We start from the raw sequence: 26,150 nt of genomic DNA on the forward strand, positions 1-26,150 counted from the left end.
GCCTCAGCGCACGGGGTAGGCGCCGATGATCGTCTGGTCGATCGCCCGGCCCCCGGCGGCCGACCCCTCGGCCCGTACGGACACGGAGTCACCCGCGCGCAGCCGCACCCCCGGGGCGGCGGCGACGATGGAGCCGTCCGGGCGGCTCACGGCCTTCGCCCGGTGCCACTGCCCGCCGCCGTCGGTGGAGAACCACAGCCGCAGCGTGCCGCGCTCCGGGCGCCAGTCGCCCGGGTCGTCGGCCGAGACCAGCCGCGCCCCCATCACGAGCGGGCGCCCGGCGCGCAGCGAGCCGTCGGCGGTGGTGGCCGGGCGGTAGTCGACGGAGAGGAGCCGCGGCTTCGTCTGATCCGTCCCGTCCCCTGGGCCGCGGGACGGGAAGGTCCAACTGGTCTCCGTCCCGGTGCCGATCGGCAGCCTCGCGGTGTCCGGGCGCCCGGTGTGCTCCAGGCGGTAGGTGGCCGGCTCCGGCGCGACGTCGAAGAACCAGCCGCCCGGGTCGCGCGGCCGGATCTCCTCTCCGTCGCGGTACAGGCGCAGGCTCTCGGTGCCCAGCGCGTCGCCATCCCGTACGACGCCGTGGTGCTCGCCGTCGCTGAGGGAGCGGACGGGAAGCGCCAGGCTGCCGGCGTAGTGGACGCCCGCGATCACCGCAGGTGCGGCGCCGCGGAACCACACGGGCGCACGCCGCTCCCCGCGCCCGTACGACTCGTACGGCGTGCACAGTTCGGTGCCCGCCGCCTGCGGTGCGGCGACGCAGTGCCGCCACAGCAGCTCGGAGCCGCCCGAGACCAGCTCCGTCCTGCGCTGCGGCACGTCCAGCGGCTCGGGCATGACGAAGGAGGAGGAGATCCGCGAGCTGTACATGGTGCGCCCCTCCTCGTAGCCGTCGGGGCGGCCGAGCAGCGAGCGGTAGTCGGACGTGAACCGGGCCAGCTCGCGGATTTCGGCGCGGGAGACCTCGTACACCCGCCGGTCGGGGATCACCGGCCCGCCGCCGAGGACGAGTTCGTACGCGTCCGCCTGCCGGCCGTGCCGCGGACCGGTCGCGTCCAGCCGCCAGCGGCTCTCGAACCCCACGGTGCCGTGCCGCACCGCCTTCGTCGGCTGGAGGAACACCCGGCCGGCGGCGAACTCCTCGCCGGTGAGGTAGATGCCGTCGCCGAGGCCGAGGCCCGACCTGGCGTCGAGGCGTTCGTAGTGCAGGGAGACGTGCCCGACGCGGGTCTTCGCGCCCGCGACCTCGGCGCCGTCAAGCGGCTTGGCCCGCCGCGCGTCGATGGTGTACTCGAGGTCCCCGTCGAGCATGACCTCGGGCGACCCGGCGAGCGCCACCGACGCCGGGGCGCCGCCGGCCGCGGGGGTGTCCACCTTCGCCATCATGCTGATCGGCCCCGGGAGCATCCGGGCGGTGCCCTGCCCGTTCCCGTCCAACTGCACGGTCTGGAAGCCGCCGCCGTCGGCCGGGGTGAAGTCGTCCATGTTGCCGAGCCAGACGGTGCCGCCTGCCCACGGCTCGCCGCGCCGGTCGAGGACGGTCAGCCGCACGTCGTGCCGCGGCGGCTCCAGGTAGGCGTTGAACGGCAGGGTGACGGCGTCGCCGCCCGCGCGGTTGAGCACGACCCCGCCGGAGTACAACTGCGGCTTCGCCGCGGACGGCGTGAGGGTGACCGCCACCCGGCGGGTCTCGCCTGGCGCCACGGTGACCTGTGCGGGGCTGACGGTGACGAGACCGGCCGGCGCCTGCGCGCCGTGGATGTCGCGGGCGTTGTCGGTGAAGGTGACCTGCTCCGGCTCGGTGCCGTTGTTGGTGACGGGGACCTCGACGGTCCGCGGCTCCTTGCCGTACGGGTGCCGGAGGTAGCCGAAGTCGGCGTCCGTGCGGCCGACTTCGAGGGTGTCCCCGAGCGCGCCCGGCAGGTCGAGCAGGCCGGCGCCCGCGTACTGCGACGGCGACTCGGCGGGGTTGCCGTCCGCCGTCGTCATCAGCGCGGACTTCACCCGCTGCCAGCTCCAGCCGGGGTGCTTCTCCCGCAGCAGCGCGGCGGCGCCCGCGACATGCGGCGTGGCCTGCGAGGTGCCGGTCATCGTCGTGTACGGCTCGGCCGTGCCGCCGCCGCTGCGGGCGGCGGTGATGTCGCTGCCGGGCGCCATCAGATCGGGCTTGGCCCGGTACGTGCCGAGGGTCGGGCCGGCGCTGGAGTAGAACGCCGGCCGGCCATCCGGCTCGGCGGCGCCCACGGTCAGCGCGCTGCGGGCGATGCCCGGCGACTCCACGGAGCCGGTGACCGGGCCCGAGTTGCCCGCCGCGACGACGAACAGGGTGCCGGTGTCGGCGGTGAGCGCGTCGAGCGCCTGCGCCACCGGGTCGTCGCCTTCGCCGGCCCGTATGCCGAGGCTGAGATTGGCCACCTCGGCGCCCTGCTCCGTGGCCCACTCCATGCCCGCGATGACCCAGGAGGCCCGGCCCCTGCCCTGGTCGTCGAGCACCCGCGCGTCGAGCAGCCGGGCGCCGTGGGCGACGCCGCGCCGGGCGCCGTCCGCCGCCGCGCCGGTGCCGGCGACGATCGAGGCCACATGCGTGCCGTGGCCGTGGGGGTCGCCGGTGGAGCCGCTGCCGGTGAAGTCCGCGGCGGCGGCGACCTGTCCGCGTAGATCGGGGTGGTCGGCGTCGACGCCCGAGTCGAGCACGGCGACGTCGACGCCCGCGCCGCTCAGCCCGGCGCCCCACGCCTCGGGGGCGCCGATCATGCCCAGGTTCCAGTCGAGTTCGTCGGCTTCGAGGCGGCCGTCGAGCCAGACCTTCGTCACCCCGGCCGCAGCCCGCGGCCCGGCGGGGTCGGTGAGCCGGTCCGCGAAGTCCGCGGCCCGGTCCTTCGGCATCTCGACCGCGGTGGCGTCGATGCTCGGCAGGGCCCGGGTGTCACCGGCCCCGTCCAGCGCCGCCAGCGGGCGGGGGCCGCTGACGATCAGCGGCAGGCTGCCGGTGGCGGCGTCGTCGTAGTCCATCGCGGCCAGCGCGCTGACGTTGAACAGTTCGGGGTCGAGGACGCGGGGCACCAGGCCCGCCACGTCGTCGGGCACCACGTACAGGCCGCCCCGCCGGCTGAAGGTGGTGTACGAGCTGCCGCCGGACTCCCCGGCCGGCGTGAAGCCGAAGGTCGGCCGGCCGGCCACGACCGGGCCGAAGGTCACCGTGTCGCCGGTGAGCAGGGTGATCGCGGTGCCCTCCGGGGCGCCGGTCACGGCCGGGGAGGCGGAGGCGGAGGCGGCGGGGGCGGCGGGTGCCGCTCCCGCCGCGGTGGTGGAGGCCGTCCGCTGGGACGCGGACGGCTCCGGAAGCGCTGTGGCTGCCGAAGGCACGGCGGCCAGCAGCATGCCGGCACAGCCGAGCAGGGCGGCACGGCGCCGCAGGTGACGCCGGGGCGAGGGATGCATGAGCAGGGTTGTAGCCCGGCATCCGGAGCCGCGGAAGCCGTTTCCGCTGACTACTTCTGGCCATGGCCGCTACTGGCCACGGCGCGGTGGCCCACGGCCCGGAGTCTCCGTACAGAGCAGTCCAGCGGGCGCGCCGGGCAGAGAGCCGTCAGGCTGGAAAGATATGAGAGGCGTGTGCGGTTCCCACACCCCCCGGCGCCCCCTGCGCTGGGCGGTCACCGGCGCCGGAGCCGTGGTCGCCGCCGTCCTCACCGTGCTGGCTCTCACCGGGACCCTGCCCTTCGCCGCCGCCCCGGATGCCGGCGAGCGGAAGCCGAAGGCCGCGGCCGATCCGTACGCCCCGGCCAAGGCGCTGCGGCCCGCCATCGTCGGCCGCAGGCAGTGGGGTGCCGATCCGCGGCTCCTCGACCAGAAGCCGCGGTACGCGGACTCCGTGCACGCCGTGGTCATCCACCACACCGGCCACTTCAACGACTACGACTGCGCGGAGAGCCCTGGCTTCGTACGCGACATGTACGAGGCACACGCCGTCGGCAAGGGCTGGGGAGACCTCGGCTACAACTTCCTGGTCGACCGGTGCGGCACGGTCTATGAGGGCCGGCTCGGCGGTGCGGGCCGCGCGGTGGTCGGGGCGCACACCCTCGGCCTCAACCGGGGCACGACCGGAATCGCCGTGATCGGCACGTACCCGGAGGGGGTGCCCGTACCGAAGCCGCTGCAGAAGTCCCTCGCGGTGCTCATCGCCTGGAAGCTCGGCCTCACCGGGATCGCCCCCACCGCCCGCACCCGGGTCGTCTCCACCAACCGCAACACCCGGTTCGCCGAGGAGGGCTCGGTCTCGGTGCCGGCCGTCCTCGGCCACATCGACGCGTACGAGACGAGCTGCCCGGGTGAGTCGCTCGTACAACTGCTGCCCGCCCTCAGAAAGTCGGCGGCCCAGGTGCAGAGCAAGGCGAAGGTGCTGGTCAAGAAGGACGGCGGCCGGACCGGAAGCAAGAAGGCGAAGGGCCAGGCGCGGCGCGCCCCCGGCGGCCACGCCCGCCTCGGGGGCGCCGGCGGAGGCGCCTGAACCGCAGAACGGGCCGCGGGCCCCGGAAGGATCGTCATGAACCATTCGCCGTACCTGGTCAGTGACGTCATGACACGGACGGTCGTCGCGGTCGGGCCGGAGGCTTCCTTCAAGGAGATCGCAGAAGCGATGCGGAAGTGGCAGGTCAGCGCGCTGCCCGTGCTGGAGGGCGACGGCCGGGTCACCGGAGTGGTGTCGGAAGCCGACCTGCTGCCCAAGGAGGAGTACCGCGACAGCGCGCTGTCGGTGGCGGACCGGGACCGGTGGCCGGAGGGCATCGTGAAGGCCGGTGCGGTCGTCGCGCGTGACCTCATGACCACGCCCGCCGTCTCCGTACGGGCCGACGCCACCCTCGCGGAGGCCGCGCGGGCCATGGCGGTGCGGCGCCTGAAGCGGCTTCCGGTCGTGGACGGTGAGGGGCACCTGACCGGCGTCGTCAGCCGCGGCGACCTGCTGAAGGTCTTCCTCCGGTCCGATCAGGACATCGCGGAGGACGTGCAACGGCAGGTCCTCGACCCCCTGTTCCCGCTCGGCGGGGCCACCGTGCACGCACAGGTCGACAAGGGTGTCGTGACGCTCACGGGCTGGTTCCGCAACACCTCGCTCGTGCCGCTGGCGGCACGGATGGCGCGCGCGGTCGAAGGCGTCGTGGACGTCGGGTTCCGGCTGGAGCGACCCGACGGCGCGCCCGGCGAGGACGGGCAGCGGGGCCGGCGGGGGCCGGCCTCCCCGGAGGACGGAGGAGACGACGGCGCGGGGGACGCGGCCGCGCCGCCGCCCGGGGAGCCGGCGTGACCGGACCGGGCGGATTCGCCGCCTCCGCCGCGGCACCGATCCGGGTCTTCCTGCTGGACGACCACGACGTGGTGCGGCGCGGGCTACGGGACCTGCTGGAGGACGAGCCGGACATCCGTGTGGTGGGAGAGGCGTCGACGGCCGGCCAGGCCGTGGCCCGCGGCCCGGCGCTCCGGCCCGACGTGGCGGTCCTCGACGTCCGGCTCCCGGACGGCGACGGCATCGCGGTATGCCGGGAGCTGCGCTCCCTGACGCCGGACCTCCCCTGCCTGATGCTCACCTCCTTCGACGACGACGAGGCACTGCTGGACGCGATCCTCGCCGGGGCCGCGGGCTACGTACTCAAGCAGATCAAGGACTCCGACCTGGTCGCGGCCGTGCGCACGGTCGCCTCCGGGCAGTCGATGCTGGATCCGGCCACGACCGGCCGGCTGCTGGCCACCCTCAGGGGAGAGCCCGGGGGCGCCGGGGCGGAAGGCCCGCTCGCCGATCTGGCGCCCCGGGAGCGCGAGATCCTCGGCCTGATCGGCGAAGGACTCACCAACCGGGAGATCGGCGAGCGGCTCTATCTCGCGGAGAAGACGGTCAAGAACACCGTCTCCCGGCTGCTGGGCAAGCTCGGTGTGGAACGCCGCATCCAGGCCGCCGTGATCGCCTCGGAGGCGGGCGTACGGCCGGACGGCGACGACCCGCGGGACCGCTGACCTGGGCCCGGGCGGGTGCCGGCCCGGTCATCGGCGGGTGAGGGGCACCGACCACCTGACGCGCGTGCCGCCCTCCCGCGGAGCCGTGACCGAGAGCCGTCCGCCGAGCTTCTCCGCGCGGTCGGCGAGGTTGGCGAGCCCGCTGCGCCGGCCGCCGCGCGGCATGCCCACCCCGTCGTCCCGTACCGACAGCGTGGCCGCGCCGTCGGTCACGGTCAGGACCACCTCCGCGGCACTCGCCCGCGCGTGCCGGCCGACGTTGGTGAGCGCCTCCCCCAGCACCGCCCGGACGGCGTCGGCGACCTCCCCGGGCACGTCCGTGTCGATGAGGCCCTCCAGGCGGAGGGAGGGGGTGAAGCCGAGCACCGGCACCGTGTCCTCCACGGCCCGCACGACGTCGGCCCGCAGGCCGCCGCCCGCCGTCCCCCGGCCGGTGCGGAGACCGAAGATCGTCGAGCGGATGATCCGGGTGGTCTCGTCCAGATCGTCCACGGCGCGCAGCAGGCGGGCCCTCGCCTCCTCGTGCTCGACGAAGCGCAGCGCGCTCTGCACCGAGATCCCGGTGGCGAACAGCCGCTGGATCGCGAGGTCGTGCAGGTCCCGCGCGATGCGGTCGCGGTCCTTCAGCAGGGCGATCCGTTCGGCGTCGCGGCGGCGGTCGGCGAGCTCCATGGCGATCGCGGCATGCCCGGCGAACGCGAGCAGCGGGCCGGTCTCGACCTCGGTGAACACGTCGAGCGGGTCGCCGCGGGCGAGCAGGAGCACGCCCCTGACCCCCTCCTCGGCGACCATGGGGACCGCGACCGCCGGTCCCGGCGTCCGCGCCCCGGGCGACCCCGCGGTGATCCGCGGATCGCGGGAGAGGTCGGTGCTCGTGATCGGTCTCGCCGCCTCGGCGGCGGCTCCGGCGAACGATCCGCGGCGGGGCAGGAGCACTCCTTCGTACGTCTCCGCCTCCCTGCCGGAGGCCAGTGCCACCCGCAGTCGTGCCGAGCCTTCCTCGGCCAGGGCGAGGACCCCGAGGTCCGTCCGCAGGATGCGGCGGGCCCGATCGACGATCATCTCCAGGACGGCGGGTTCCTCCAGCCCGGAGAGCAGTCCCGCGGTGATGTCCGCGGTGGCCGCGAGCCACCGTTCGGTGAACTCCGGCGGGTCCGGCCGGCGTGTCGGCTCGCCCGCCCGGTGCCCGTACGGTCTCACGCTCCGTTCACTCACCGGCCCTCCGTGATCCCCCATTCGTGCCCTTTCTCTCACATTAGCGCCAGTTTTCGCGGCCTGCTTCCGGAGCAGGAAGGTCACGATACGTAACACTCACCCCACCCCGGGTCGGCCCGGCCACCCCGCCGGGCAGGTCGGTGTAGCCGATGGTCCGGTCGATTCCCCCCGGGGAGGCAGCAATGACAACGCACGTGGTGGTCGGCGTGGACGGGTCGGATCCGAGCATGGCGGCCGTCCGGTGGGCGGCGGCGGAGGCGGCCGCGCGGCGGATCCCGCTGCGCATCATCCACGCCAGGGCGTCGGCCACGGACAGCCGGCAGGCCGCCCCCGGCGGCTCGCCGCACGAGGACTGGGTGCGGGACCGGATCGCCACCGCATGCCGGGAGACGGCGGAGCGCTACCCGGAGGTGGAGATCACCGGCGGCGCGACGACGGAATCGGCGGTGAAGGCCCTGCTGGACGCGGCGCGGGACGGAGAACTCCTCGTCCTGGGGTCACGGGGCATCGGGGCGGCTTCGGGCTTCTTCACCGGCAGCGTGTCCTTGCCGGTGGTCGCGCACGTCACGGGGCCCACCGTGCTCGTACGGCAGGACTGGCACCCGGACACCGCGGACGGCGAACTCCCGGTGGTGGTGGGCGTGGATCTCGACCACGGGTACGACCCCGTGCTGGAGTTCGCCTTCGCCGCCGCCCACCGGACGGGCAGCCGGCTCCGCGTCGTCCACATGTGGCGGCGCTCGTCCATCTACGCCTACCCGTCGGCGCTGCCGGACCCGAAGGTCGGCGCCGATCTGAAGGCCGTGGCACAGGAGAACCTCGACTCCGCCCTCGCCGGCTGGCGGGCCCGCTATCCGGAGGTGGAGGCGGAGCGCATCCTGCTGGACGGCGAGGTGGCGCCCCGGCTGCTCGAACAGGGCGCAGGCGCGCGGCTGCTGGTCGGGGGGCGCCGTATGCACAAGCACCGGATGTTCCCGACGCTGATCGGCCCGGTGACGCACGCCCTAATGCACCACGCCATTGCGCCGGTCGCCGTCGTCCCGCACGAGTGACCCCGCCCGGAGGGCGGGCAACAGCACAGGCTCAGCCCTGACGCGGCATGTCGTCAGCGCCCGTTACGGCCCGAAGGCCGCGCTTGTGCCGGCGGACGGGCCGCGCCGCCGGCCGGCCTCCTCACATGCGGTCGGGGGACGGCCAGCCGTCGCCCGGGCGTGCGTCCCGCCCGGACGCCTCGACCGCCTCGACGTCGCGCCGTGCGACGTCCACCAGTTGCCGGCCGAGATCGTCCAGCGCCCGGCCGGCGGCCAGTTCGTCACCGATCTCGGGCACGTCCGGGTCCGCGGGGTTCCTGTGCGCGTCCCCGTGCCCGGTGAAACGCCCGGTCGAGGTGTCCAGCACCACGCGCGCCCTCGTCGTCCCCGCCTCCTCGAAGAGATGGAGGCCGACGTTCCATTTCACGCTGTGCGTCATCGTCTTCCCTCCGCGTCTCGGCGCGGAGCGCGGAATCGCGGCGCGCTCCGCTCGTGCTCTCGCCTCCGGTGGGAAAGCACCTCTCCTTCCACCGTGTGCCGGTGGCCGCACCCGATCACAGGGCCGAAGGTCCCCGCCGCCGGACCACCCGGCCCTGTGATCACACCGGGGCCGTCAGCCGGGCGGCCGCCGGCGGTACGCCTCCGCCAGCCGCTCGGCCATCAGGTGCTGGTTCCAGAGCTGTCCGGCGTCGTTGGGCATCGCCGCGTCGTACAGCGCCAGCCGGGCCTCCGTGGGCACCCGCCACACCCTGTCGCACGCCTCAGCCGCCTCGGTCACCTTCAGCCCCAGGGCGGCGCGGGTGTCCGGCGACAGGCTCTTGCCCGTACGGACACCTCCGGCGTCGACACCGGGCAAGCCGGTCAGCCACAGGGCCGCCTCCGCGCGGTCGATGCCGGCGGCCTTGGCGAGGTGGGCCGCCGCGTCGGGGTCGAACGGCAGCGGTGCGCGCCGCTCCAGCTCGTCGGCCAGCCGGCGCAGCCGCTTGACCGTGCCCCAGCCCCTGGTCACCGGCCGGATGCCGACGAACCCCTCCGGCCGGGGCATGTCGCCCCGCTGCAGGAACGCCTTGATCCGGTAGTTCCCGTCCGCCTCGGCCCTGGACCACTCGCCGAAGTGCATGGCGATGTCCAGCGGCAGCACCGTGCCCGCCGCGGTGGACTGCGCCACCGGGGGGTCCTCGTCCCCGTCCTCCCCCGGGTCCAGCAGGCCGCGGTGCAGCGCCGGATCGGTCAGCGGCGAGGCGGCCCAGAAGCGCAGCAGCGCGATCACCGCCGCGCGGTACGCGGCCGGGGTGACGGCGCTGGCGGCGCGGACGCCGAGGCCGCCGATGCGGCCGGCCAGCTCCGTCCAGTCGTAGTGGCTGCCGTGCACCGCCCAGTGGGCCATGACCGTCTCGCCGTCGATCGAGCCGGCGAGGAACGCCGCGGCCAGCTCGATCTGCCGGACCGTGCCGCCGGTGCCCTCGTGGTAGTAGCTGACCAGCCCGTCCAGGGCGCCTTCCAGGTCGGGCTCCGGCACCTCCAGCACCCTGGGGGTCTGCCGGCCGAGCACTGTCAGCAGCCGGTCGCGGTGCTGTATCCGGCGGTCGGTCTCCTGGAAGAACCCGGTGAGGCCGTCCAGAAGCAGCTCGTGCCGGACCTCGGGCAGCAGGGCGCCGAGGGCCTTCCGCAGCTCCGCCGCGGAGGTGGCGGCCGCCGCCAGCAGGGCCCGTACGGTGTCCTCGGAGACCTCCCGCAGCGCCCGTGAGCCCGGCAGGTCACGGGGCGTCAGGAAGTGCCAGAACGCCTTCGGCGGCATGCGCCGCGTGCCCGCGGCCATCGGGGACGGGCTGTTGACGATCCAGTCCTGGTCCATCATGTAGACCCGCCAGTGGGCCGTGCCGGTCTCCGGGTCGCGCGCGGTGACGTCGTAGCCGCCGTCCAGCAGCAGCCGCCGGTCCGATTCCGGCACGTCGAGGAGCCCCCAGGGGAAGGGCGGCCCGGAGGACCAGCGGCCGTGCGGCAGCGAACCGGTCATCGGGAGCGCGGTGCCGTGGGCGCCGTCGACGCGGTGGTAGCGGACCTGTCCGGTCACGCGGTCGTAGGCGACCCGGAAGCCCAGGTGCGTGCCGTCGGTGCCGAGCGGGGTGGCGGCGGTGCCGGTGGCGACCGGGGCCAGCGAGGAGTGCTCGATCAGCCAGCCCTCGTTCCCGCCCAGCAGGGACGGATCGAGGAACTCGGGCAGGCCGGGCTCGCCCAGCTCCTCGGTGGCCGGGTCGATGGGGCGCACCACCCGGGACTCCTTGTCCACGCCGGTGTACCACCAGTACGTGCGGCCGTCGTGGAACATGTGCCCCTCGGGGCCGACCCGGCGTTCGCCCACGGTCAGCCGGCGGTGGCCGGTGAACCGCCGGGCGCGGGGCCCCAGGAACGTGTAGCCGGCGCGGGTCTTCTCGCCGTACCGCCACTTCCACGAGGTTTCGTGCTCGGTGTGGATCTCGGCCGGCGCGCCCGACCAGTACACGCTCTGGTCCTGGTTGACGGCGTGGAAGACCTGGAACTCACCCTGCGAGAAGAGCGCCCGGACGTCGTAGTTGAACTGGGCGGCGCCCTTCGGCACCACCAGCCGGTGCTCCGCGATCCGGCCGCCGGGGCCGATCGCGATGGCCTTGCGGCGGTCGTGCACGGACAGGATGGGCCAGCTCGCCCGGCACCAGTTGTCCTCGCCCTTCAGCTCGGCGGCGGCGATGTCCAGGGCGTCCCAGCCCAGTTCGTCCAGGATGCCCGCGCGGAGCGTCCTGGTCAGCGGGGCCACGAGGTCGACGGCGGCGAGCCGGTCCAGCAGGCCGGGCACTTCCGCCACCGCCCGCCGGGACAGCGTGCCGTAGAGCCAGTCGAACGCGTCGAGGGCGCTCTGCAGGGCGCCGGACGCGGCGCAGTCCAGCCGGTCTTCGACGATCCTGCGCAGGAAGGGCCGCAGCGGCTCGATCGACCAGGCCCGCTGCCAGCGTTCGTCGGACCACTTGTCCTGGAGGAGGGAGCGGATCAGCGGGCCGTCGAACCGCTCGTCGGCGGTCAGCGCCGCCAGGTCGACGCGGCCGTGCTCCCACCAGTGCCCCAGCAGCAGCTTCGGATCCGGGTCCGGCACCGGGATGCCCGCCGCCAGGCAGCCGCCGACGACCCCGGCGTCGATGCGGTACTCCGCGGCGGTGCCGTCGCCGAGACGCAGCGGGCCCTCGTCCCGGCCGAGCCGCGCGGCCAGCCGGGGCAGCAGGTCCAGCAGCTCCTCGGGCGCCCTGGGGGGACGTTCGTCGGATCCGCGGTAGCGGCGGAGCATCGCGGTCAGCCACCGGCCGGTGTCCTCACCGAGGTGGCCGAAGGCGCCCGCCTCGTCGAGGAAGGCGACCCACCAGGCGTCCATCTCGGAGTACGGAAGGTCGGCAAGTTGCCAGACGAGCCGCCGCCGCACCGTCTCCGAGGTGGCGACCGCGGCCAGCCACGCCTTGCGCTGCGAGGTCCAGAAGCCGTCCGAGGCGCGCCAGAGCGCGGGCGCCTCCACGAGGGCCTCCAATACGGACCCGTGTTCCGCCGCCACGTCGAGCCCGGCGGCCCTGGCGAGTTTGGTGAGCTGCTTGAGCATGTCGGGCCAGGGCGGCAGGCCGCCGAGCGTGCGGCGTACGGCCAGCTCGCGCAGCTCCCGGTACGCGGCGACGGGGTCGCCCGGGCGCTTGCCGAGGTCCGCGACGTACGTCTTGATGTCCTTGACCGACAGGGCCCCGGCGAGGGCGAACTCCAGGAAGACCGCGCGCTGCCGGGCCGGGTCGACGGCCGGCAGGTGCCGGTCGGCCTGGCGGGCCCGGCCGAACATCATCGCGGCCTGCCGGTGCCGGCCGGCGGCGACGAACGCCCGGCCGACCTGCTCCCAGTAGGCCGGGAGGTGGGAGTCCGGCAGCGTGGTGGCGATGTCGCCGTAAAGGTCGAGCGCGGGGCCCGGCTTGGGCCGGGCGAGCCGCTCGGCGCGGGCCATCTCGGGCGCCGCGGCGAGGGCCGCACCGGCGTGGGCGGGGTCGTGGAGCACGGCCCACGCCGGGTAGCCGGGCTCGCGCCGGTATCCGGCCGACACCGGTGGGCCGGTGTCGGGTGCGGAGAACCCGGCGGCGGCCAGCACCCGGTCCTCGCCGGGCGCGGCGGCCTGCCCGCTCAGCCGGACCACGGGGCGGGCGCCGAGGAGCGGATGGGTGTAGCGGCGAGCGGTGACCGGCTCGCCGCCGGGGGTGCCGGCGGGGGCCAGGCCCGTGTCCAGCGCGATCGGGTCAGCGGTCATCGGTCGTCCTTCCCGCGTGGATCAGCTCTGCCATGCGTACGCCCTCCGACCAGGCCACGGGACCGACTCCGGCCAGGGCGACGGGCCGTTCCGAGGCGTCCACCCACAGCAGGCGTCCGGTGTTCGCGGGCAGGCCGGGGTCGTCCGCCCCCAGCCAGTAGCGGGCCTGGAGACCGACGCCGCCGTCGGCGATGCGCACCGTCGCGAACCCGCCGCGCATGACGAAGCCGTACCGGGCGGCGCGGGCGGTGGCGTGCCTCAGCTCCGCGAACTCGCCCCCGGCGTAGTCGTCGAGGCCGGTGGCGCCCGGCTCGGCGCCGTCCGGCCGGTGGTGGATCTCGCGGGCGAGCTGCGGGATGCCCTGGGCCTCCCCGCGGTCGTCGAGCAGGCGCCGCCACCGCTCCGCGTCGGACAGCAGCACGGGATGCGGCAGGGACACGGGGCCCACCGGTGGGGTGTGCGGCGTACCGTCCCCGGTGACTAAGCCGGTGCGTCCGTCCTCACCCACCTCCGTCAGCAGGCCAGTCCGCCCGCCGGCGGCCACCACGAGGTGCTCCAGCGCGGACCGCCAGCCCGGGTCGGGCCACACGCGGGCCAGCAGGGCGGCGGGCACCGGTATGCCGGCCAGCAGCCAGGACTCCACGGTCGCCCGGCACTCCTCCTCGTGCCGCACCAACCGGTCGCGCAACTCGGACAGTCTCCCGCCCGTCGAGCTGCCGCGCACGGCTCTGGGGACCGACGGCAGCAGGCGGCCGTCGGACTTGCGGCATCTGAGGGTGGTTCCGTCCAGAGCCAGTTCGTGGTCGTGGGTGGCGGGATGCCACACGAGTGGAGTCGACATGCCCCGCATCGTGCCAGCCGCCTCTGACAACCATGCGGGGACCGTGACGATCAGCGGTGGCGGGGGCCGGGTACGCGCTCAGCCCCGGGCTTCCAGGAGCGCGCCGCGGAACTCCGCCGCGGTGCCGAAGCCGATCGCCGGGTCCTCGGTGAGGGCGTGGTCGATCACCTTCGCCAGCCGCTCCGGCACCTCCGGGCTCCGGTGGCGGACCGGGACGGCGGGGCTGTCCAGGACCACCCGCCACCGGTCGGCGCCCGCCGGGAAGTCGCGCGGGGTGGAGCCGGTGAGCATGTAGTAGAGGCAGGCCGCCGCGGACCACACGTCGACCTCCGGGCGGGCGCGCTTGAACTGGAGCACCTGCTGCCGGGAGACGAACGACGGGCTGCCCGCGCTGGTGCCCGTGTGCGTCAGCCCGCTCAGCCCGGCGGCGTCGAACGCCTTCGCCAGCCCGAAGTCGCCGACCTTCGCGCCACCGCCGTGCAGGAAGATGTTGCGCAGGCTGAGGTCCCGGTGGACGAGCCCGCGGACCGCGAGCGGGCGGCCCTCCCGGTCGTACGCGCGGACGTCCGCCTGGTGCGCGTATGCCAGGCCGTCCAGCACCTGGAGGGTGATCCCGACCGCCTGGTAGTCCGGCAGCCGGCCGCCCCGCCGGTGGACGAGCCCGGCGACGTCGCCGCCGTCGCAGTAGTCCATGACGAAGAAGTAGATCCCGTTCCAGCAGCCGTGGTCCTGAAGCCGTACGAGATGGGGGTGGCGCAGCATCTCGACCGTCGACATCTCGCGCAGGAACCGCGCCCTGGCCGTCTCGCTGCCCGCGGCCCGCGGCAGCATCACCTTGAGCGCGCACAGCTCGTCGGTCTGGTGGTCCCTGGCGAGGTACACGGCGCCCATGCCGCCCCGGCCCAGTTGCCGCTGGACGGTGTAGCCGCCGAACAGGTGCAGCCTCCTGGTGCCGTCGTCCGCGACCTGGAGGAGCTGCTCCATCACCCGTTCCGGGTCGCCCTGGCACGCGCCGCAGAGCTCGTCCACGGCGGGCTGGGCGGTGCGTTCGGCCGCGAGCCGGCTGCCGCAGGCGGCGCAGTTCCTGTTCTCGCCCGGCTGCGGCTGCGGTTCCGGCGCCGGCCGCGACGCCGGCCCGGGCTCCGGCTCCGGTCCCGGCGTGGTTTCGTGCACCGACGTCGGCCGCGTCGTACGGCACATCACGCAGCGGTCGCCGTCCTGTTCCGCGCCGATCTCCTTGCCGCAGGTGGCGCAGCGGGCGGGGAGGCGGATGCCGACGCGCAGCCGGACGTCGCCGAGCCCGATCTCGTCCTCGTCCTTCAGCGCCCGCTCGGACGACAGCAGCCGGTCCGCACCGGGCGGCGGGCGGCCGGCGTCCCGCTGGCCGATCTTCTCGCCGTTCACATAGGTGCCGTTGACGCTGCCGAGGTCCCGCACCCGCACGTCGGGCGGGTTGATGTCCAGCAGGCAGTGGTGCCGGGAGATCCCCGAGTACTCCTCGTCCTCGGGAAGCCGGAGCGTGCAGCCGTCCGCCCGGCCGACGACGCATGTCGTGCGCTCGTGGAACTCGTACGTCCTGCCCTGGAGGGATCCCTGGAGCACCGTGAACGCCACCCTGGGCGAACCCTCCGGGTCCCCGCCGTCCTGCGGCCGGTCGGGAAGCAGCGCGCCGGGCAGGTCGGCGACCCCCATCTCGGCGGCGAGCGCCGCCCACGGCGGTGACGGGATCTCCAGGACGGCCGCCAGGAGGTGGGGCAGACGCACCGCATCGTCGCGCTGCTCCTCCGCCAGTTCCTCCGCCCGGTAGAACAGTTCGCGTGCGGCGGCACCGCTGTCCGGCATGCCGTCGGCCCGGGGGCTCCGGTCCGGCCGCGCCACCAGGGCGCGGAGCCGGCGCCGGAAGGCCGCGGTGTCCAGCCCGGCCCGCTCGAAGGCGGCCCTGAGTCCGGCCAGTTCCGCGGCCAGGTCCGCGGCGGGGTCGGGCTCGGCGTCGGCCACCGGCATCTCGCACGCCTTGCAGATCCCCAGCAGGAAGTGCACCGGCTCCGCCTCGTCCGCCCCGCCCATGGCGGCTTCGCTCAGGGCGAGCATCAGGGCCAGGCCGACGCCGCCGCTGTAGGGGGCAGTGGTCACCGGGCACTCCCGTCGTCGTACGCCAGCGCCCTGAGCCCGCCGGCCACGCCCAGCTCCGCGGCCAGCTCACGCCAGGGCGGGGCGGGCAACTCCAGCAGGGCCCGCAGGAGTTCGGCCAGGCCCACCACCGCGTCCGCGCCCGGGGACCGCTCCCCCAGCTCCTCGGCCCGGCGGAAGACCGCGCGCGCGGCCGGGGTCCGGTGCATGACGCCGTCACCGGAGCCGGCCGGGCGCGCCGCGGGGCGGGCGAGGCTCGTACGCAGCCGGCGGCGGAAGCGGGTGACCTCCAGCCCGGCCCGGCGGAACCGGCCGCGCAGCTCGTCGAGTTCGTCGAGCAGCGGCGGCAGGGTACGGATCAGGGCGGCGGCGGGTCCCGGCAGCTCTCCGTCGCCCAGCTTGCACACCCCGAGCAGCAGGTGCGCCGGCTCGATCCCGGGCGCGTGCCCCAACGCGGCCTCGGCGGCGGCGAGCTGCCAGGCGAGCATGACTCCGGGCGAATGCAGGGGGGCGGGTCCCGTCGCCGTACGGGGTTCGCCGGCGGGGCCGCCCGGGCGCACGCCGTCCTGCGGGCGCCGGCGTACGCCGTCCGCATGGCCGGGGCGGGCGCCGGCCCGCTCGCCTGGTCGGCGCGCGGCGTCCTTGTGGCGCTCCCCGGGGCCGCCCATCGCACCCCCGAGACCGCCCAGGGCGTCCGCGAGGTAGCCGGGACCCGGCAGGGGGCCCTGCTGGATCTGGGCCGCGCACTCCAGCGCCTCCTGGTACCGGCCCAGGGTGGTGAGCACCCTCGCCTTGGCCGTGAGCGCCTGGTGGTAGCCCGGGTAGCGTGCGAGGGCCTCGTCCAGGCAGGCCAGCGCCTCCTCCCGGCGGCCGAGCGAACTCAGCGTCAGCGCCTTGTTGAGCAGCGCCCAGCCGTCGCCCGGGGCCACGGTCAGCGCCTTGTCGAACCACGTCAGCGCCTCCTCGTGCCGGTCGAGTTCGTCCAGCACCACGCCTCTGCGGATGTACAGGTCCCGGTCGCCGGGCAGGGACTTCGCCGGCTCCGGCGCCACCCGGCGGGTGACGATCTCGTACACGGCCTGCAACTCGCCCCGCACGCTGCGGAAGCTGCGCGGCCGCCGCTGCGGTTCCGGTTCCACGCAGGCGAGCAGCAGCTCGCGCAGCCCCGCCGGGAGGTCGTCCGTGTCCGATCGCGCCCTGATGTGCTCGGCCGCGACGCTCCCGCTGACGGGCAGGTCGCCGGTGACCATCTGGTAGAGCAGCACCCCGAACCCGTAGACGTCGGTGCGCACGTCCACCCGCGCGCCGTACCTGGACTGCTCGGGCGCCCGGTAGTTGCGGGTGCCGCCCGGCACCATGTAGATGGCGCGCACCGCCGGCTTCAGCTCCGGCAGCCGGCCGCCCATCGCCTGTGCCGGGCCGAACACCTGGGCCAGCCCGAAGTCGGTGACCTTGAGCGTGTCGTCGGCGGTGACGAGGCAGTTGGCGGCCTTCACGTCGCCGTGCACGATGCCGAGGGTGCGTGCGGCGTACTCCATCGCGTCGCAGAACTGCAGGCCGAAGCGGAGCGCCCGCGCCAGGTCGAGCGGGCCCGCGGCGAGGGCGGCGCCCAGGTCGCCGCCGGAGACGTACTCCAGCAGCAGGCAGTGGTGGCGCTCGACCCGTTCGACCCACAGCGCGGTGACGATGTGGGGGTGCCGGTCCAGCATCATCCAGGTCTTCGCCTCGTTGGCGAAGCGCTCCCGGTCGTCCTCGCTCCACGGCCGCGGGATGTTGAAGGTCTTGAGTACGTACCGCCGGTACCCGACGCGGTCGAAGAAGCTGCTGCGCCCGGCCGGCTCCACGATCGACACCGCACCGTGCGCGCCCATCCTGCGCTCCAGCACGCGGTACTTGTTGTCCGCGCTGCGCACGACCTGCCCCAGCTCGAAGGCGTGCCGTAACGCCGGTCTGGCGGGCAGACCCGCGAGCGCGGCCGCGGCCAGCGGCGAGGTCGGGTCGAGCCGGCCCGCGTACTCGTAGATGCGGCGGGCGACCTCGGGCCTGCCGCTCCGCTCGAAGCACTCGCCCAGCGCGAGGTGCGCGGCCACCAGCTCCGGGCGCAGGCACACGGCCTCACCGAGGGCCTCGATCGCCTCCTGGACGTTTCCCGCCGCCAGGGCGCAGGTGCCTCGGTCGTGGAGACGCCCGTAGCCGTCCCCGGAAGAAGGCCCGTCGCGCACGCGCGTTCACCTGCCTCACACGGTTCATCGGCGGCGCCGCTGCCGCTCCTGGCGGGGCTGCCGCCGGGTTCTGGGGGACTGCTCGAGCGCCGAGCGGACGTCCTCGCGGTCCGGGGCCAGTTCGAGGGCGCGCCGCAGCAGCCCCGTGGCCTCGGCGCGTTGCCCGCCCCGCTGACGGTAGCGAATCTTCGCGAGCAGGACGATGGCGTCCACGTCGTTCGGGCGGAGCGCGCGCGTGACCGCCAGGTGCTCGGCGGCACTCTGCCACTGCTGCGCGCGGGCCTGCGCGACCGCCCGGTTGAAGTACTCGTCGGCGAGGGCGGCGACCTGCGCCAGCGGACGCAGGTCGCCGCGGCACGCCGGGCACTCGGGCGCCGGCGCGGCCAGTGCCCGGCCGCAGAGCGGGCAGTCGATGACGGCCACCGGCTACCTCCCGCCGGCCTGGGGCAGCCGGGGCCAGATCACTCCGGGTTCGCCGACCCTGATCTCTTCCATCCAGCGCTCGATCCGGGCGGCCAGCGGCTGCAGTTGGCTGCGGTAGATCCCCGCGAAGCGGCCGGCGGCCTGCGGGTCCTCCGTGGCGACGCTGCCCACCGCCGCGACGACCCCCGCCACCTCGCCGCGGAACTCCTCGGTGCGGCCCCGGTAGCGCCCCTCGGTGAGCTGGTCGATGTCCTGGAGCGCGCGGTCCAGCTCCTCCAGCTCCCGGTAGAGCATGAGCTGGATGTTCGCCGGGCTCGGGGGCGGCTGGTCGGCCTGGAACCTGGCACGTACGGCCGCGCACCGGTCCTCGACCGCCTGGTTGATGCTGTGCCAGTCCATGCTGTTGCCCGACTGGTACGCCGCGAGCCCCGCGGCGCGCAGCCCGGGGATGCTCTCCCGGTGCTGCTGCGCCTCCCTGGCGTCGACGCGCGCCAGGTCGTCGCAGAGGGCGGCCAGCTCGACCAGCTTGTTCTCGAACTCCGGCATCGGCGGGTGCATCGGGTCCGCGCCCGGGAGCCGGATGTTGCCGAGCAGGGTCTCGGCCTCGCGCAGCTTGTGGTGGCTCTTGGCCCGGTCCTGGCGCTGGTTGAGCAGGGCCGTGCACTCCTGGAGGAGCGCGTCCAGGCGCGGTCCGTACCGCATGGCGTCCTCCGGCCTGGCGACCGCCCGCCGCTCCTGCCAGCCGGACCTGACCTCCAGGAACTGCTGCTGCAGTTCGTCCCAGGAGGGCACGTGTTCTCGCGGTACGGAGATCACCGCGCGGCCCTGCGCGCCGACCGAGGGGATCCGTACCTCCGCCTCGATCGACCAGTCGGGCCGGAACTCCAGCTCCAGTTCCAGCGGTGTCCCGGCGGGCAGCGTGCTGGGCAGGCCGTCGACGTCCACCTGGCCGATGGGGATGAGCCCTTCGTGCAGCCGGACCCGCAGCAGCACCCCCTGCCCCGCGGTCTCCAGCAGGAAGTCGGTGTGGTGGGGCAGCTTGGTCCCCGCCTCGGCGATCCGGTACGGGCCTTCGGCCAGCTCCACGAAGAAGTCGTGCGCCAGCACGTCGCCCTCGTCGGTGGGCGGCGGCTCGTGGCCGGGCGAGACGGTGATCTGCCGGCTCTCGACCTCCTTCCCGCCCGCGACGACCGTGACCGTCAGCTCGTTCTCCCCGTCGTGCAGCGCGACGTCGTCGAAGACGAACCTGCCCTCGGCGTCGGTCTCCTGCCGGTGGCTCTGGACGCCGTCTGCGGAGCGCAGCAGGACGTGCACGTCCCCCGGCGCGGGGGTGTGCTCGCCCGGGTGGACCCGGCCGGTGACGTCGGTCGCGGGCAGGGTGGCCGTCACCTGGTCGATTTCGAGGACGCCCTGCCGGACCCCGGCGGCGCCCGCCTTGATACCGGCGCCGACCGCGACGCACAGGTCGGGGTCGATCAGCCGCGGCTCGCGGCCGAACCTCTCCCGCAGCAGCCGGCTGATCATCGGCACCCGCGACGAGCCGCCGACCAGGACGATCTCGTCGAGGTCCGCGGGGCCGAGGCCCGCCCGCTGCAGCGCGGCGTCGCAGTGGTCGAAGGTGCGCTGCACGTCCTGCCGGATCAGGTCCTCGAACTCGGCGCGGGAGAAGGGCAGCTTGATGGTCATGGGGATGCCGGCGCGGTCCGCCTCCCCCTCCACGTAGATCTCGGTCTGCGTCTCCCGGGAGAGGAAGTGCTTCTCGGACTCCACCCGGACCAGCAGCCGGGCGAGCAGCCTGGCCTCCTCCGGTTCCTCCGGGTCGAGCCGGAGGTCGTACGCGGGCCGCTGCTCGGCCATCCAGCGCACGACGGCCTTGTCGAACTCGTAGCCGCCCAGATAGCGGTCGCCCTCGAAGGCGAGGTGCTCGAAACCGGCCTCCGGGCTCCAGGTCACGACGGACACGTCGAACGTCCCGCCGCCCAGGTCGTACACGAGGAAGGTCCGCGGCCCGTCCGGCTGCTGCTCGTGGGTGGACATCAGGGCGGCGGCGAAGGGCTCGATGAGGGTCTCCACCTTCGCCAGGCCGGCGTCGAGGCCGGCCTGCACCGTCTCGTTCTTCGCCCGCATCTCGAAGTACGCGGGCACGGTGACGACCGCCCGGCCCACCGGGACCTGAAGGACTTCCTCGGCGAGTTCCCTGAGCCGGCGCAGCACGTGCGTGGACGCCTGCTGCGGCGTCAGGGAGGCGTGTCCCGCGGTGACCCGCTGGTCGGTGCCCATGGTGCGTTTGAAGAACATCGCGGGCGGCGGCTGCCCGTCGTACTTGACCTTGCTCTTGGCCAGGCTGCCGACGACCGGCGTGCCGTCCTCCTCCAGCCACACCACCGAAGGGGTGAGGGGCGCCTGGTACGCGTCGGTGATGATCAGGGCGCCGCCGACCGGCTTCAGCCGCCCGGTCCTGATCAGCTCCTGCTTGCCCGGGATGTCCGCGTCGGCGGGCACGGCGACGAGGCTGTTCGTGGTGCCGAGGTCGATTCCGATGGTGAGGCTCACTCCTGCTCCCCCTTCCTCTCCTGCTCTTCCGGTTCTTCCGGTTCCTTCGGTTCTCTCGGTTCTTTCCGCTCGCCCTGCCCGTCCTGCCGTTCGGGGACGGCCAGGTACACCCGCGCCCGCTGGGCCAGCTTCCCGTCGGCCATCAGCAGTCCCGGCTGGAGCGTCTCGGCCACCACCGCCCGCTCCAGGCCCGGCCGCTGCTCGGAACCCACCACGTCGGCCCACATCTCGACGTCCTCGTAGGGCTCGCCCGCCGGGTCGAGGAAGCGCGCGCCCGCACCCTCCAGGGCCTTCGCCAGCTTGGCGGTGAGAGACGGCAAGGCGTCGGCCGCGGTGGCCGGGGTGACGCCGTGCAGCCCGTGCAGCGCGTTGGCGACGTCCCGTGCGAAGTGCTCGAACACGCTCTTGTGCTCCCCGACCCGACGGTGGGTCTCCGCCACCGCCGCGTCGGCGGCCTGCGCCCGCTCCCGCAGCAGCCGCCACACGACGCCCTGCGGGGGCTCGGGCCGGGCTGCGAGGAGGCGCTCCTGCTCGTCGATGCGCATGGGGTCAGCGGGCTGCGTCATCGGACCGCTCCCGCTCCGCCGGCTGCTCGGGCCGGTGGGTGCACAACTCGGCGAGGAGGCGCGCGGCCGGGTCCTTGATGCGTTCCTCCGCGGCGTTCACCTCGGCGACCCGCAGGGTGCGGCCGAAGAGCGGGTAGCGGTCGGCGCGGCGCTCGATGCGCTGCCGCCGCTTCCTGATGTGGTTGCGGATCTGCGCCCGCCCACTCACCTCCGGGCCGAGCGCGAGTACCTGGAAGGGGGTGGCGCGATAGGGGTTGTGCCCGTCGCGCCATGCCCACGGATTGTCGGTCATACCTCATCTCCCCTGGTCGGCTGAGGTTCCCGGATCGAGAGCAGGTTCTCGAGGGACCGGACGAAACTCTCCAGCTCCGGATCGGCCGCCGTGTACTCCCCCGCCTCGTCGAGGAGCTGACGGGCCCGGGCCAGCTCCCGGTCGCCGATGCCGAAGGCGGTGAGCAGGAACTGCGCCGACAGCGCGCCCAGCCACGCCCGGTACCGCGGCAGCACGGTGTTCCGCAGCTCCCCGACCTCCGCGTAGCGGGGGTCGTCGGCCATCTCCGGATACAGCTCGAGTGCCCTCTCCACGTGCCGGCTCGCCGACCAGGCAGCACGCAGGGCCTCTTCCACCTCCGCCCGCGAGCCCAGCGCGTCCGGCGACGGCGGGGCCGTACCGAGTGCTCCGAACGACCGGAGCGCGAGCAGGAATTCGTGCCGCGCCAGCTCCTTCGCCAGCTCTCCCGAGGGCGTCCCGGCGGAGGCGAGTCCGGGCCCGACGAGCCGGTCCACACGGACGAGCAGGTCGTCCATCCGCCGCGTCGCGTACCGCTCCTCCCGCAGCCGCTCCATCCAGCTCCTGCCGGTGAAGAGCACGGCACGCAGGAGGTCGTGGCCGGCCGGGTCCAGGAGCAGCCAGGTCTCCAGGATGTCGAGCGTCTCCGCGAACCTGCCCTCGGCGACGGCCCGCGGGACGCCGCCGAGCACGTCGCGCACCAGGTCCACGCGGGCCTCCGCGACGATCGCGGCGGGGAACGCGGAGCCGGTCACGAGCCGCACGTGCGCGCGTGCGCGGCGCGGGTCGGTGAGCCGGAACCGGGCGGCGAGGGTCAGATGGGGCTCCAGCAGGTTGCGCGGCAGCCGGGCACGCGCCTCCTCGACGACCTCGCCGGGCACCGCGACTCCCATCCCACCGTTGAGCCGCTCGTGCGCCCGCCGCCAGAAGTCCGGGTCCGCGTACAGCGAGGCCCAGTGCCGCAGGGCCTCCTCGAAATGGCCGAAAGCGGCGTCGTCGCCGGCCGCCTCCAGGTCGTACGCGCGGGCGTGGTGGGCGATGGCGAGGTGGTGGACGACCCCGGTGTCCGCGCCGGCCGCCAGCGCCTCCTCCCAGAGCCGGACGGCCGTGCTCGTCCAGGGCTGCAGCTCCCCGTCCCGCCGCAGCGCCTCGTACGCGGCCGCGGACGTGGGCGCCGCGGCGGCGACCAGCCCGGACAACTCCTCCTGCAACCGCTCCAGTTCGCCGGCCAGCCGCTCCAGCTCGGGCTCCGCCGTCATCCGCCGGCCCCCTCCCCGCTCCGGCGGGCGAAGCCGCGTCCCAGCTCGGTGCCGGCGAAGGCCGCCGCCATCGCCCGGAAGGTCGCCGGGCAGCGGCGCCTGCCCAGACCCTCCATCGCCAGCGCGCGGGCCTCGCCGCCGTCGTCGTCGCGGCGCAGCGCCGCCTCGGTCGCGAGGGCGTAGACCTCGGGGACCATCGCGGTGTCCGGCAGCGCCCGGTTGAGGTCGAGCGCCTCCCGGCGCAGTTCGTCCGCGAGATCGAGGTCGCCGCGCCGCAGCGCCCCGCGGAGGTGGTCCGTCAGCGTCTCCAGCCGCTGCCTCGGCGTCGGGGTACGGGGCTGGGGCGCCCCCGCCGGGGCGTCCAGCGCACGCAGGAGGGCGCCGGCGTCCGGGTACCGGTCGGTGGCCAGCGGGCTGAGCGCCCGCATGACGACCGCCTCGAAGGGGTGGTCCCGCACCTCCGGGTTGCGGGTGCCCGGCGGCTCCGCCTCGCGCAGCTTCAGCCGTACGAGCGTGTCGGTGTCGGGGGCGGTGACCTCGTCCGGCGCGGCGGCGCGGAGCTGGTCCTGGTGCGGGAGGCGGCCGGTGAGCATCTGGTAGCAGATGAGGCCGAGCGCGTAGACGTCGGCCTCGGGGCCCGCCTCCTGCAACTGCAGCACCTCGGCCGGTACGTACCACACCGTGCCGCCGGTGGCGGGGGCGCGGCGCAGCAGCGCGCTCACACGGCGGGCGAGCCCGAAGTCGCCGATCTTCAGCGATCCCGCCGCGGAGACGAGGATGTTTCCCGGCTTCAGGTCCAGGTGGACGACGCCCCGCCCGTGCAGGAAAGCGAGGCCCTGGCAGAGCTGGCGGGCGTAGTCGCGCACGGTCTCGACGGGGAGCTGGCCGCCGCGCAGCCGCCAGCCCAGGTCGCCCCTGGCCAGCTCCGTCACCATGTACGGGCGTCCGGTCGCGCCGCCCTCGACGCCGGCGTCGAGGCAGGTGAGGAAGCGGTCGCGGACCACCGGATCCGGGCACTTCTCCACCACCTCGATCAACCGCAGTGCCTCGCCCAGCAGTTCGGGCACCGGGACCGCACGCTCGGCATGGAAGAGCTTGACGCCCACCTGCCGGAGCGTGTGCCCGAGGACGCGGAGTTCGGCCCGGTGGACCGTGCCGAACATGCCCCGGCCGAGCTTCTCGTGCAGCAGGTAGCGACCGTCGAGCAGCTCAGCCACCGGCGTTCACCACCGACAGCCGCTCGCCGTCCACCACGATCCGCGCCCGCTCGACGGACTCGCCGCGGGCGTCGGCCTCGTCCAGCAGCCGCAGCAGCGGGGGAAAGACGCCGTCGATGTAACGGTTCACGCCGCGGGCGGCCTCCTGGCCGCGGCGGGTGACCGCCAGTTCCGCGATCCGCGCCGGCACGTCCTGCTGCCAGTACAGCTCCACGCCGAGCTGGGTGCCCACCTGGGCGGCCTGGCGGCGCAGCCCGCCGAGCGCGATGGCTTCGAGCTGGTCCTGCCGGAACGCCTCGAAGAGGATCACCTCGTCGATCCGGTTGAGGAACTCGGGCCGGAAGAACCCCTCCATGATCCGCCGCATGTGGGCGGCGTCGTCCGGGTCTTCGCCGGCACCGTACGGCCCCGGGCCGCCCGCGGGGCCGGTGGTGCCGAGGTTCGAGGTGAGCACGATCACCGAGTCCCGGGCGTCGCGCACGGGTCCCGCCGGGTCGCTGATCTGCCCCTCGTCCAGCAGCCGCAGGAGCGCGTCGAGCACCCTGCCGTCCGCCTTCTCGACCTCGTCGAAGAGCAGCACCCGGCGGGGGTTGTCGCGGAGCCCGTTGGTGAGCTTGCCCTCGCCGAAGCCGACGTAGCCGGGCGCGGCGCCGATGAAGTTGTTCATCGACTCCTTGGTGTTGAACTGGCCCATCTCGAAGAAGAGCACGTCGTCCTCCGACCCGTACACGACCTTGGCGAGCACGCGGGCGGCCAGGGTCTTGCCGGTGCCGCTCCGGCCGCAGAACAGGAACCTGGCCAGGGGCCGGTCCTGGAGCCGCAGGCCGCGTCTGAGCGACCTGGTGATCATTTCGAGGGACGGGGTGAGGCGCTCGATGACCGACTCGCGCCCGACGAGGCGCTCGTGCATCCAGGCGAGCGACTCGTGCAGGGGCGGCATGTCCGCCCGGGAGTCCCCTTCCGATTCCTGCGGCACGTGCTCCTGGTAGAGGGTGTCGGCGAAGCGGCGCAGCCGGGTGAGGTCGATACGGGTGCCGCGCAGGAACCCGGCGGCCAGGCCGACGGGGGTGTCGAGCAGCGCGGCGAGCAGGTCGCGTTCGGCGACCGGTTCGCCGCGGCGCTGCGCGGCGACCGCGGCCGCCTTCTCCAGCGTGCGCGCGAGCGGTTCGTGGACGCCGTCGCGGGACAGCGCCGGCCGGGCGCCGGCCGGGCCGGGTACGCCGGAGGGACCGGCGCCGTTGCCGGTGAGGGACACGAGCTGCGTGCGCAGCGCGCGCACGTCGTGGCCCAGGAAGGCGCACCCCTGCTCGACCAGGCCGTTGGGCACGGCGGCCATGGCCTGCAACAGGAGCGTGGTGGGCAGCGGGGCGGCCTCCGCGCCGCTGCCCTGCGCCGCCAGTTCTGCCAGCACGGCCAGCACCCGCCGTGCTCCCGGGCTGAAGCGATCGGGCAGCAGGCGGCCGTCGTCGCCGAACACCTCGCGCGGCGCGGCCGGTTCGGCGCGCAGCCCGGCGATCGCCCGGTCGAGGTCCACCCGGCCGTACTCGACGAGCAGTTCGGCGGCGGCGGGCTCCAAGCCGGAGAGGGCGGCGGCCAGCAGTTGCCGCTCGCCCGCCCCGGCCGGCAGCGCGGCGAGGAGTTCCCGGGTCGCAGGGGCGGCCGTCGCCGCGGTCAGCGCCATCGGCGGCAGCCCGGTGCGCGGCGGGCTCTTCGCGCGCAGCGCCTCGACGAACGCCTCCACGGGGATCCCGCTCCGGTCGAAGAGCCGCGCCGCCTCGCTGCCCGGCATCCGGGCGAGCGCGATCACCAGGTGGGACGGCTCGACCCGGGCGGCACCGGTCTCGACGGCCGCGGCGACGGCACCGGCGAGGCCGTCGGCCGCCGCCAGCAGCGCCGGGTCCAGCCGGTCGATCCCCAGGTTCTCCAACGCCACGCCTTCCCAGAGCACTTACCCGAGTGAAGCGCCTCGTCCATACGGCCCGGTCGGGCTCCCGACAGTGTTATATCTAGTGACACCCAGTTATACCTGCGCCATCTCGGGACCCTTCCCGGAGCGGACCCGGTAGTCCGGTCGGAGCACCAATCGAGTCAGGGC

The 26,150-nt window shown here is 74.6% G+C and carries 18 protein-coding genes; 4 read left to right on the plus strand and 14 right to left on the minus strand.

Features of this window, described 5'->3' with window-relative positions; all coding sequences use genetic code 11:
• Positions 1-3 precede the first annotated feature (3 nt).
• Positions 4-3,438, minus strand: a complete 3,435-nt coding sequence (locus tag ACFYVJ_RS14145; protein ID WP_388890488.1) for a S8 family serine peptidase — start codon at positions 3,436-3,438, stop codon at positions 4-6.
• Positions 3,439-3,601: 163 nt separating this feature from the next.
• Here ACFYVJ_RS14145 and ACFYVJ_RS14150 point away from each other — a divergent pair, with 163 nt between their 5' ends.
• The 3 genes from ACFYVJ_RS14150 to ACFYVJ_RS14160 are packed head-to-tail and all read left to right on the plus strand — an operon-like array spanning position 3,602 to position 6,006.
• Complete coding sequence (locus ACFYVJ_RS14150; protein WP_388890490.1) at positions 3,602-4,507, plus strand: peptidoglycan recognition protein; 906 nt, start codon at positions 3,602-3,604, stop codon at positions 4,505-4,507.
• Positions 4,508-4,543: 36 nt separating this feature from the next.
• Positions 4,544-5,302 (plus strand): CBS domain-containing protein, encoded by a 759-nt coding sequence (locus ACFYVJ_RS14155; protein WP_388890493.1) that lies wholly within the window; start codon positions 4,544-4,546, stop codon positions 5,300-5,302.
• Positions 5,299-6,006, plus strand: a complete 708-nt coding sequence (locus ACFYVJ_RS14160; protein ID WP_388890496.1) for a response regulator — start codon at positions 5,299-5,301, stop codon at positions 6,004-6,006. The genes ACFYVJ_RS14155 and ACFYVJ_RS14160 overlap by 4 nt, the downstream gene beginning before the upstream one ends.
• Positions 6,007-6,033: 27 nt before the next feature.
• Here the strand turns inward: ACFYVJ_RS14160 and ACFYVJ_RS14165 are convergent, their stop codons facing one another.
• Complete coding sequence (locus ACFYVJ_RS14165; RefSeq protein WP_388890498.1) at positions 6,034-7,221, minus strand: GAF domain-containing sensor histidine kinase; 1,188 nt, start codon at positions 7,219-7,221, stop codon at positions 6,034-6,036.
• Between the two features lie 182 nt (positions 7,222-7,403).
• On the opposite strand from ACFYVJ_RS14165, the gene ACFYVJ_RS14170 reads away from it, so the two are divergent.
• Positions 7,404-8,273 carry a universal stress protein gene (locus ACFYVJ_RS14170; RefSeq protein WP_388890501.1) on the plus strand — a complete coding sequence of 290 codons (870 nt, stop codon included), beginning with the start codon at positions 7,404-7,406 and terminating at the stop codon, positions 8,271-8,273.
• Positions 8,274-8,394: 121 nt separating this feature from the next.
• Here the strand turns inward: ACFYVJ_RS14170 and ACFYVJ_RS14175 are convergent, their stop codons facing one another.
• The 12 genes from ACFYVJ_RS14175 to ACFYVJ_RS14230 form a co-directional block, all read right to left on the minus strand.
• Positions 8,395-8,691, minus strand: a complete 297-nt coding sequence (locus tag ACFYVJ_RS14175; protein WP_101420587.1) for a DUF1876 domain-containing protein — start codon at positions 8,689-8,691, stop codon at positions 8,395-8,397.
• A 174-nt stretch (positions 8,692-8,865) separates the two neighbouring features.
• Entirely contained in the window at positions 8,866-12,555 is a 3,690-nt protein-coding gene (locus ACFYVJ_RS14180) for a hypothetical protein (RefSeq protein WP_388890504.1), read from the minus strand.
• Complete coding sequence (locus tag ACFYVJ_RS14185) at positions 12,545-13,396, minus strand: DUF4132 domain-containing protein (protein WP_388890507.1); 852 nt, start codon at positions 13,394-13,396, stop codon at positions 12,545-12,547. Before ACFYVJ_RS14185 ends, ACFYVJ_RS14180 begins: the two co-directional genes overlap by 11 nt.
• A 78-nt stretch (positions 13,397-13,474) precedes the next feature.
• The gene (locus tag ACFYVJ_RS14190; RefSeq protein WP_388890510.1) at positions 13,475-15,529 is read right to left on the minus strand and encodes a protein kinase; all 2,055 of its coding nucleotides are present in this window, start codon (positions 15,527-15,529) and stop codon (positions 13,475-13,477) included.
• Positions 15,526-17,748 carry a protein kinase gene (locus ACFYVJ_RS14195; protein WP_388890512.1) on the minus strand — a complete coding sequence of 741 codons (2,223 nt, stop codon included), beginning with the start codon at positions 17,746-17,748 and terminating at the stop codon, positions 15,526-15,528. The genes ACFYVJ_RS14190 and ACFYVJ_RS14195 overlap by 4 nt, the downstream gene beginning before the upstream one ends.
• 24 nt (positions 17,749-17,772) lie before the next feature.
• Positions 17,773-18,171: a hypothetical protein gene (locus tag ACFYVJ_RS14200; protein ID WP_388890515.1), complete on the minus strand. Its 399-nt coding sequence runs from the start codon at positions 18,169-18,171 to the stop codon at positions 17,773-17,775.
• A gap of 3 nt (positions 18,172-18,174) precedes the next feature.
• Complete coding sequence (locus ACFYVJ_RS14205) at positions 18,175-20,724, minus strand: Hsp70 family protein (protein ID WP_388890518.1); 2,550 nt, start codon at positions 20,722-20,724, stop codon at positions 18,175-18,177.
• The gene (locus ACFYVJ_RS14210; protein WP_388890521.1) at positions 20,721-21,290 is read right to left on the minus strand and encodes a hypothetical protein; all 570 of its coding nucleotides are present in this window, start codon (positions 21,288-21,290) and stop codon (positions 20,721-20,723) included. Before ACFYVJ_RS14210 ends, ACFYVJ_RS14205 begins: the two co-directional genes overlap by 4 nt.
• Positions 21,274-21,582 carry a hypothetical protein gene (locus ACFYVJ_RS14215; protein ID WP_388890524.1) on the minus strand — a complete coding sequence of 103 codons (309 nt, stop codon included), beginning with the start codon at positions 21,580-21,582 and terminating at the stop codon, positions 21,274-21,276. The genes ACFYVJ_RS14210 and ACFYVJ_RS14215 overlap by 17 nt, the downstream gene beginning before the upstream one ends.
• Complete coding sequence (locus ACFYVJ_RS14220; RefSeq protein ID WP_388890526.1) at positions 21,579-22,838, minus strand: hypothetical protein; 1,260 nt, start codon at positions 22,836-22,838, stop codon at positions 21,579-21,581. Before ACFYVJ_RS14220 ends, ACFYVJ_RS14215 begins: the two co-directional genes overlap by 4 nt.
• Complete coding sequence (locus tag ACFYVJ_RS14225; protein WP_388890529.1) at positions 22,835-24,055, minus strand: serine/threonine-protein kinase; 1,221 nt, start codon at positions 24,053-24,055, stop codon at positions 22,835-22,837. The genes ACFYVJ_RS14220 and ACFYVJ_RS14225 overlap by 4 nt, the downstream gene beginning before the upstream one ends.
• Positions 24,048-26,003: an AAA family ATPase gene (locus tag ACFYVJ_RS14230; protein WP_388890532.1), complete on the minus strand. Its 1,956-nt coding sequence runs from the start codon at positions 26,001-26,003 to the stop codon at positions 24,048-24,050. Before ACFYVJ_RS14230 ends, ACFYVJ_RS14225 begins: the two co-directional genes overlap by 8 nt.
• Positions 26,004-26,150 lie beyond the last annotated feature (147 nt).

Source organism: Streptomyces sp. NPDC004134, from assembly GCF_042874195.1.
Lineage (GTDB): Bacteria > Actinomycetota > Actinomycetes > Streptomycetales > Streptomycetaceae > Streptomyces.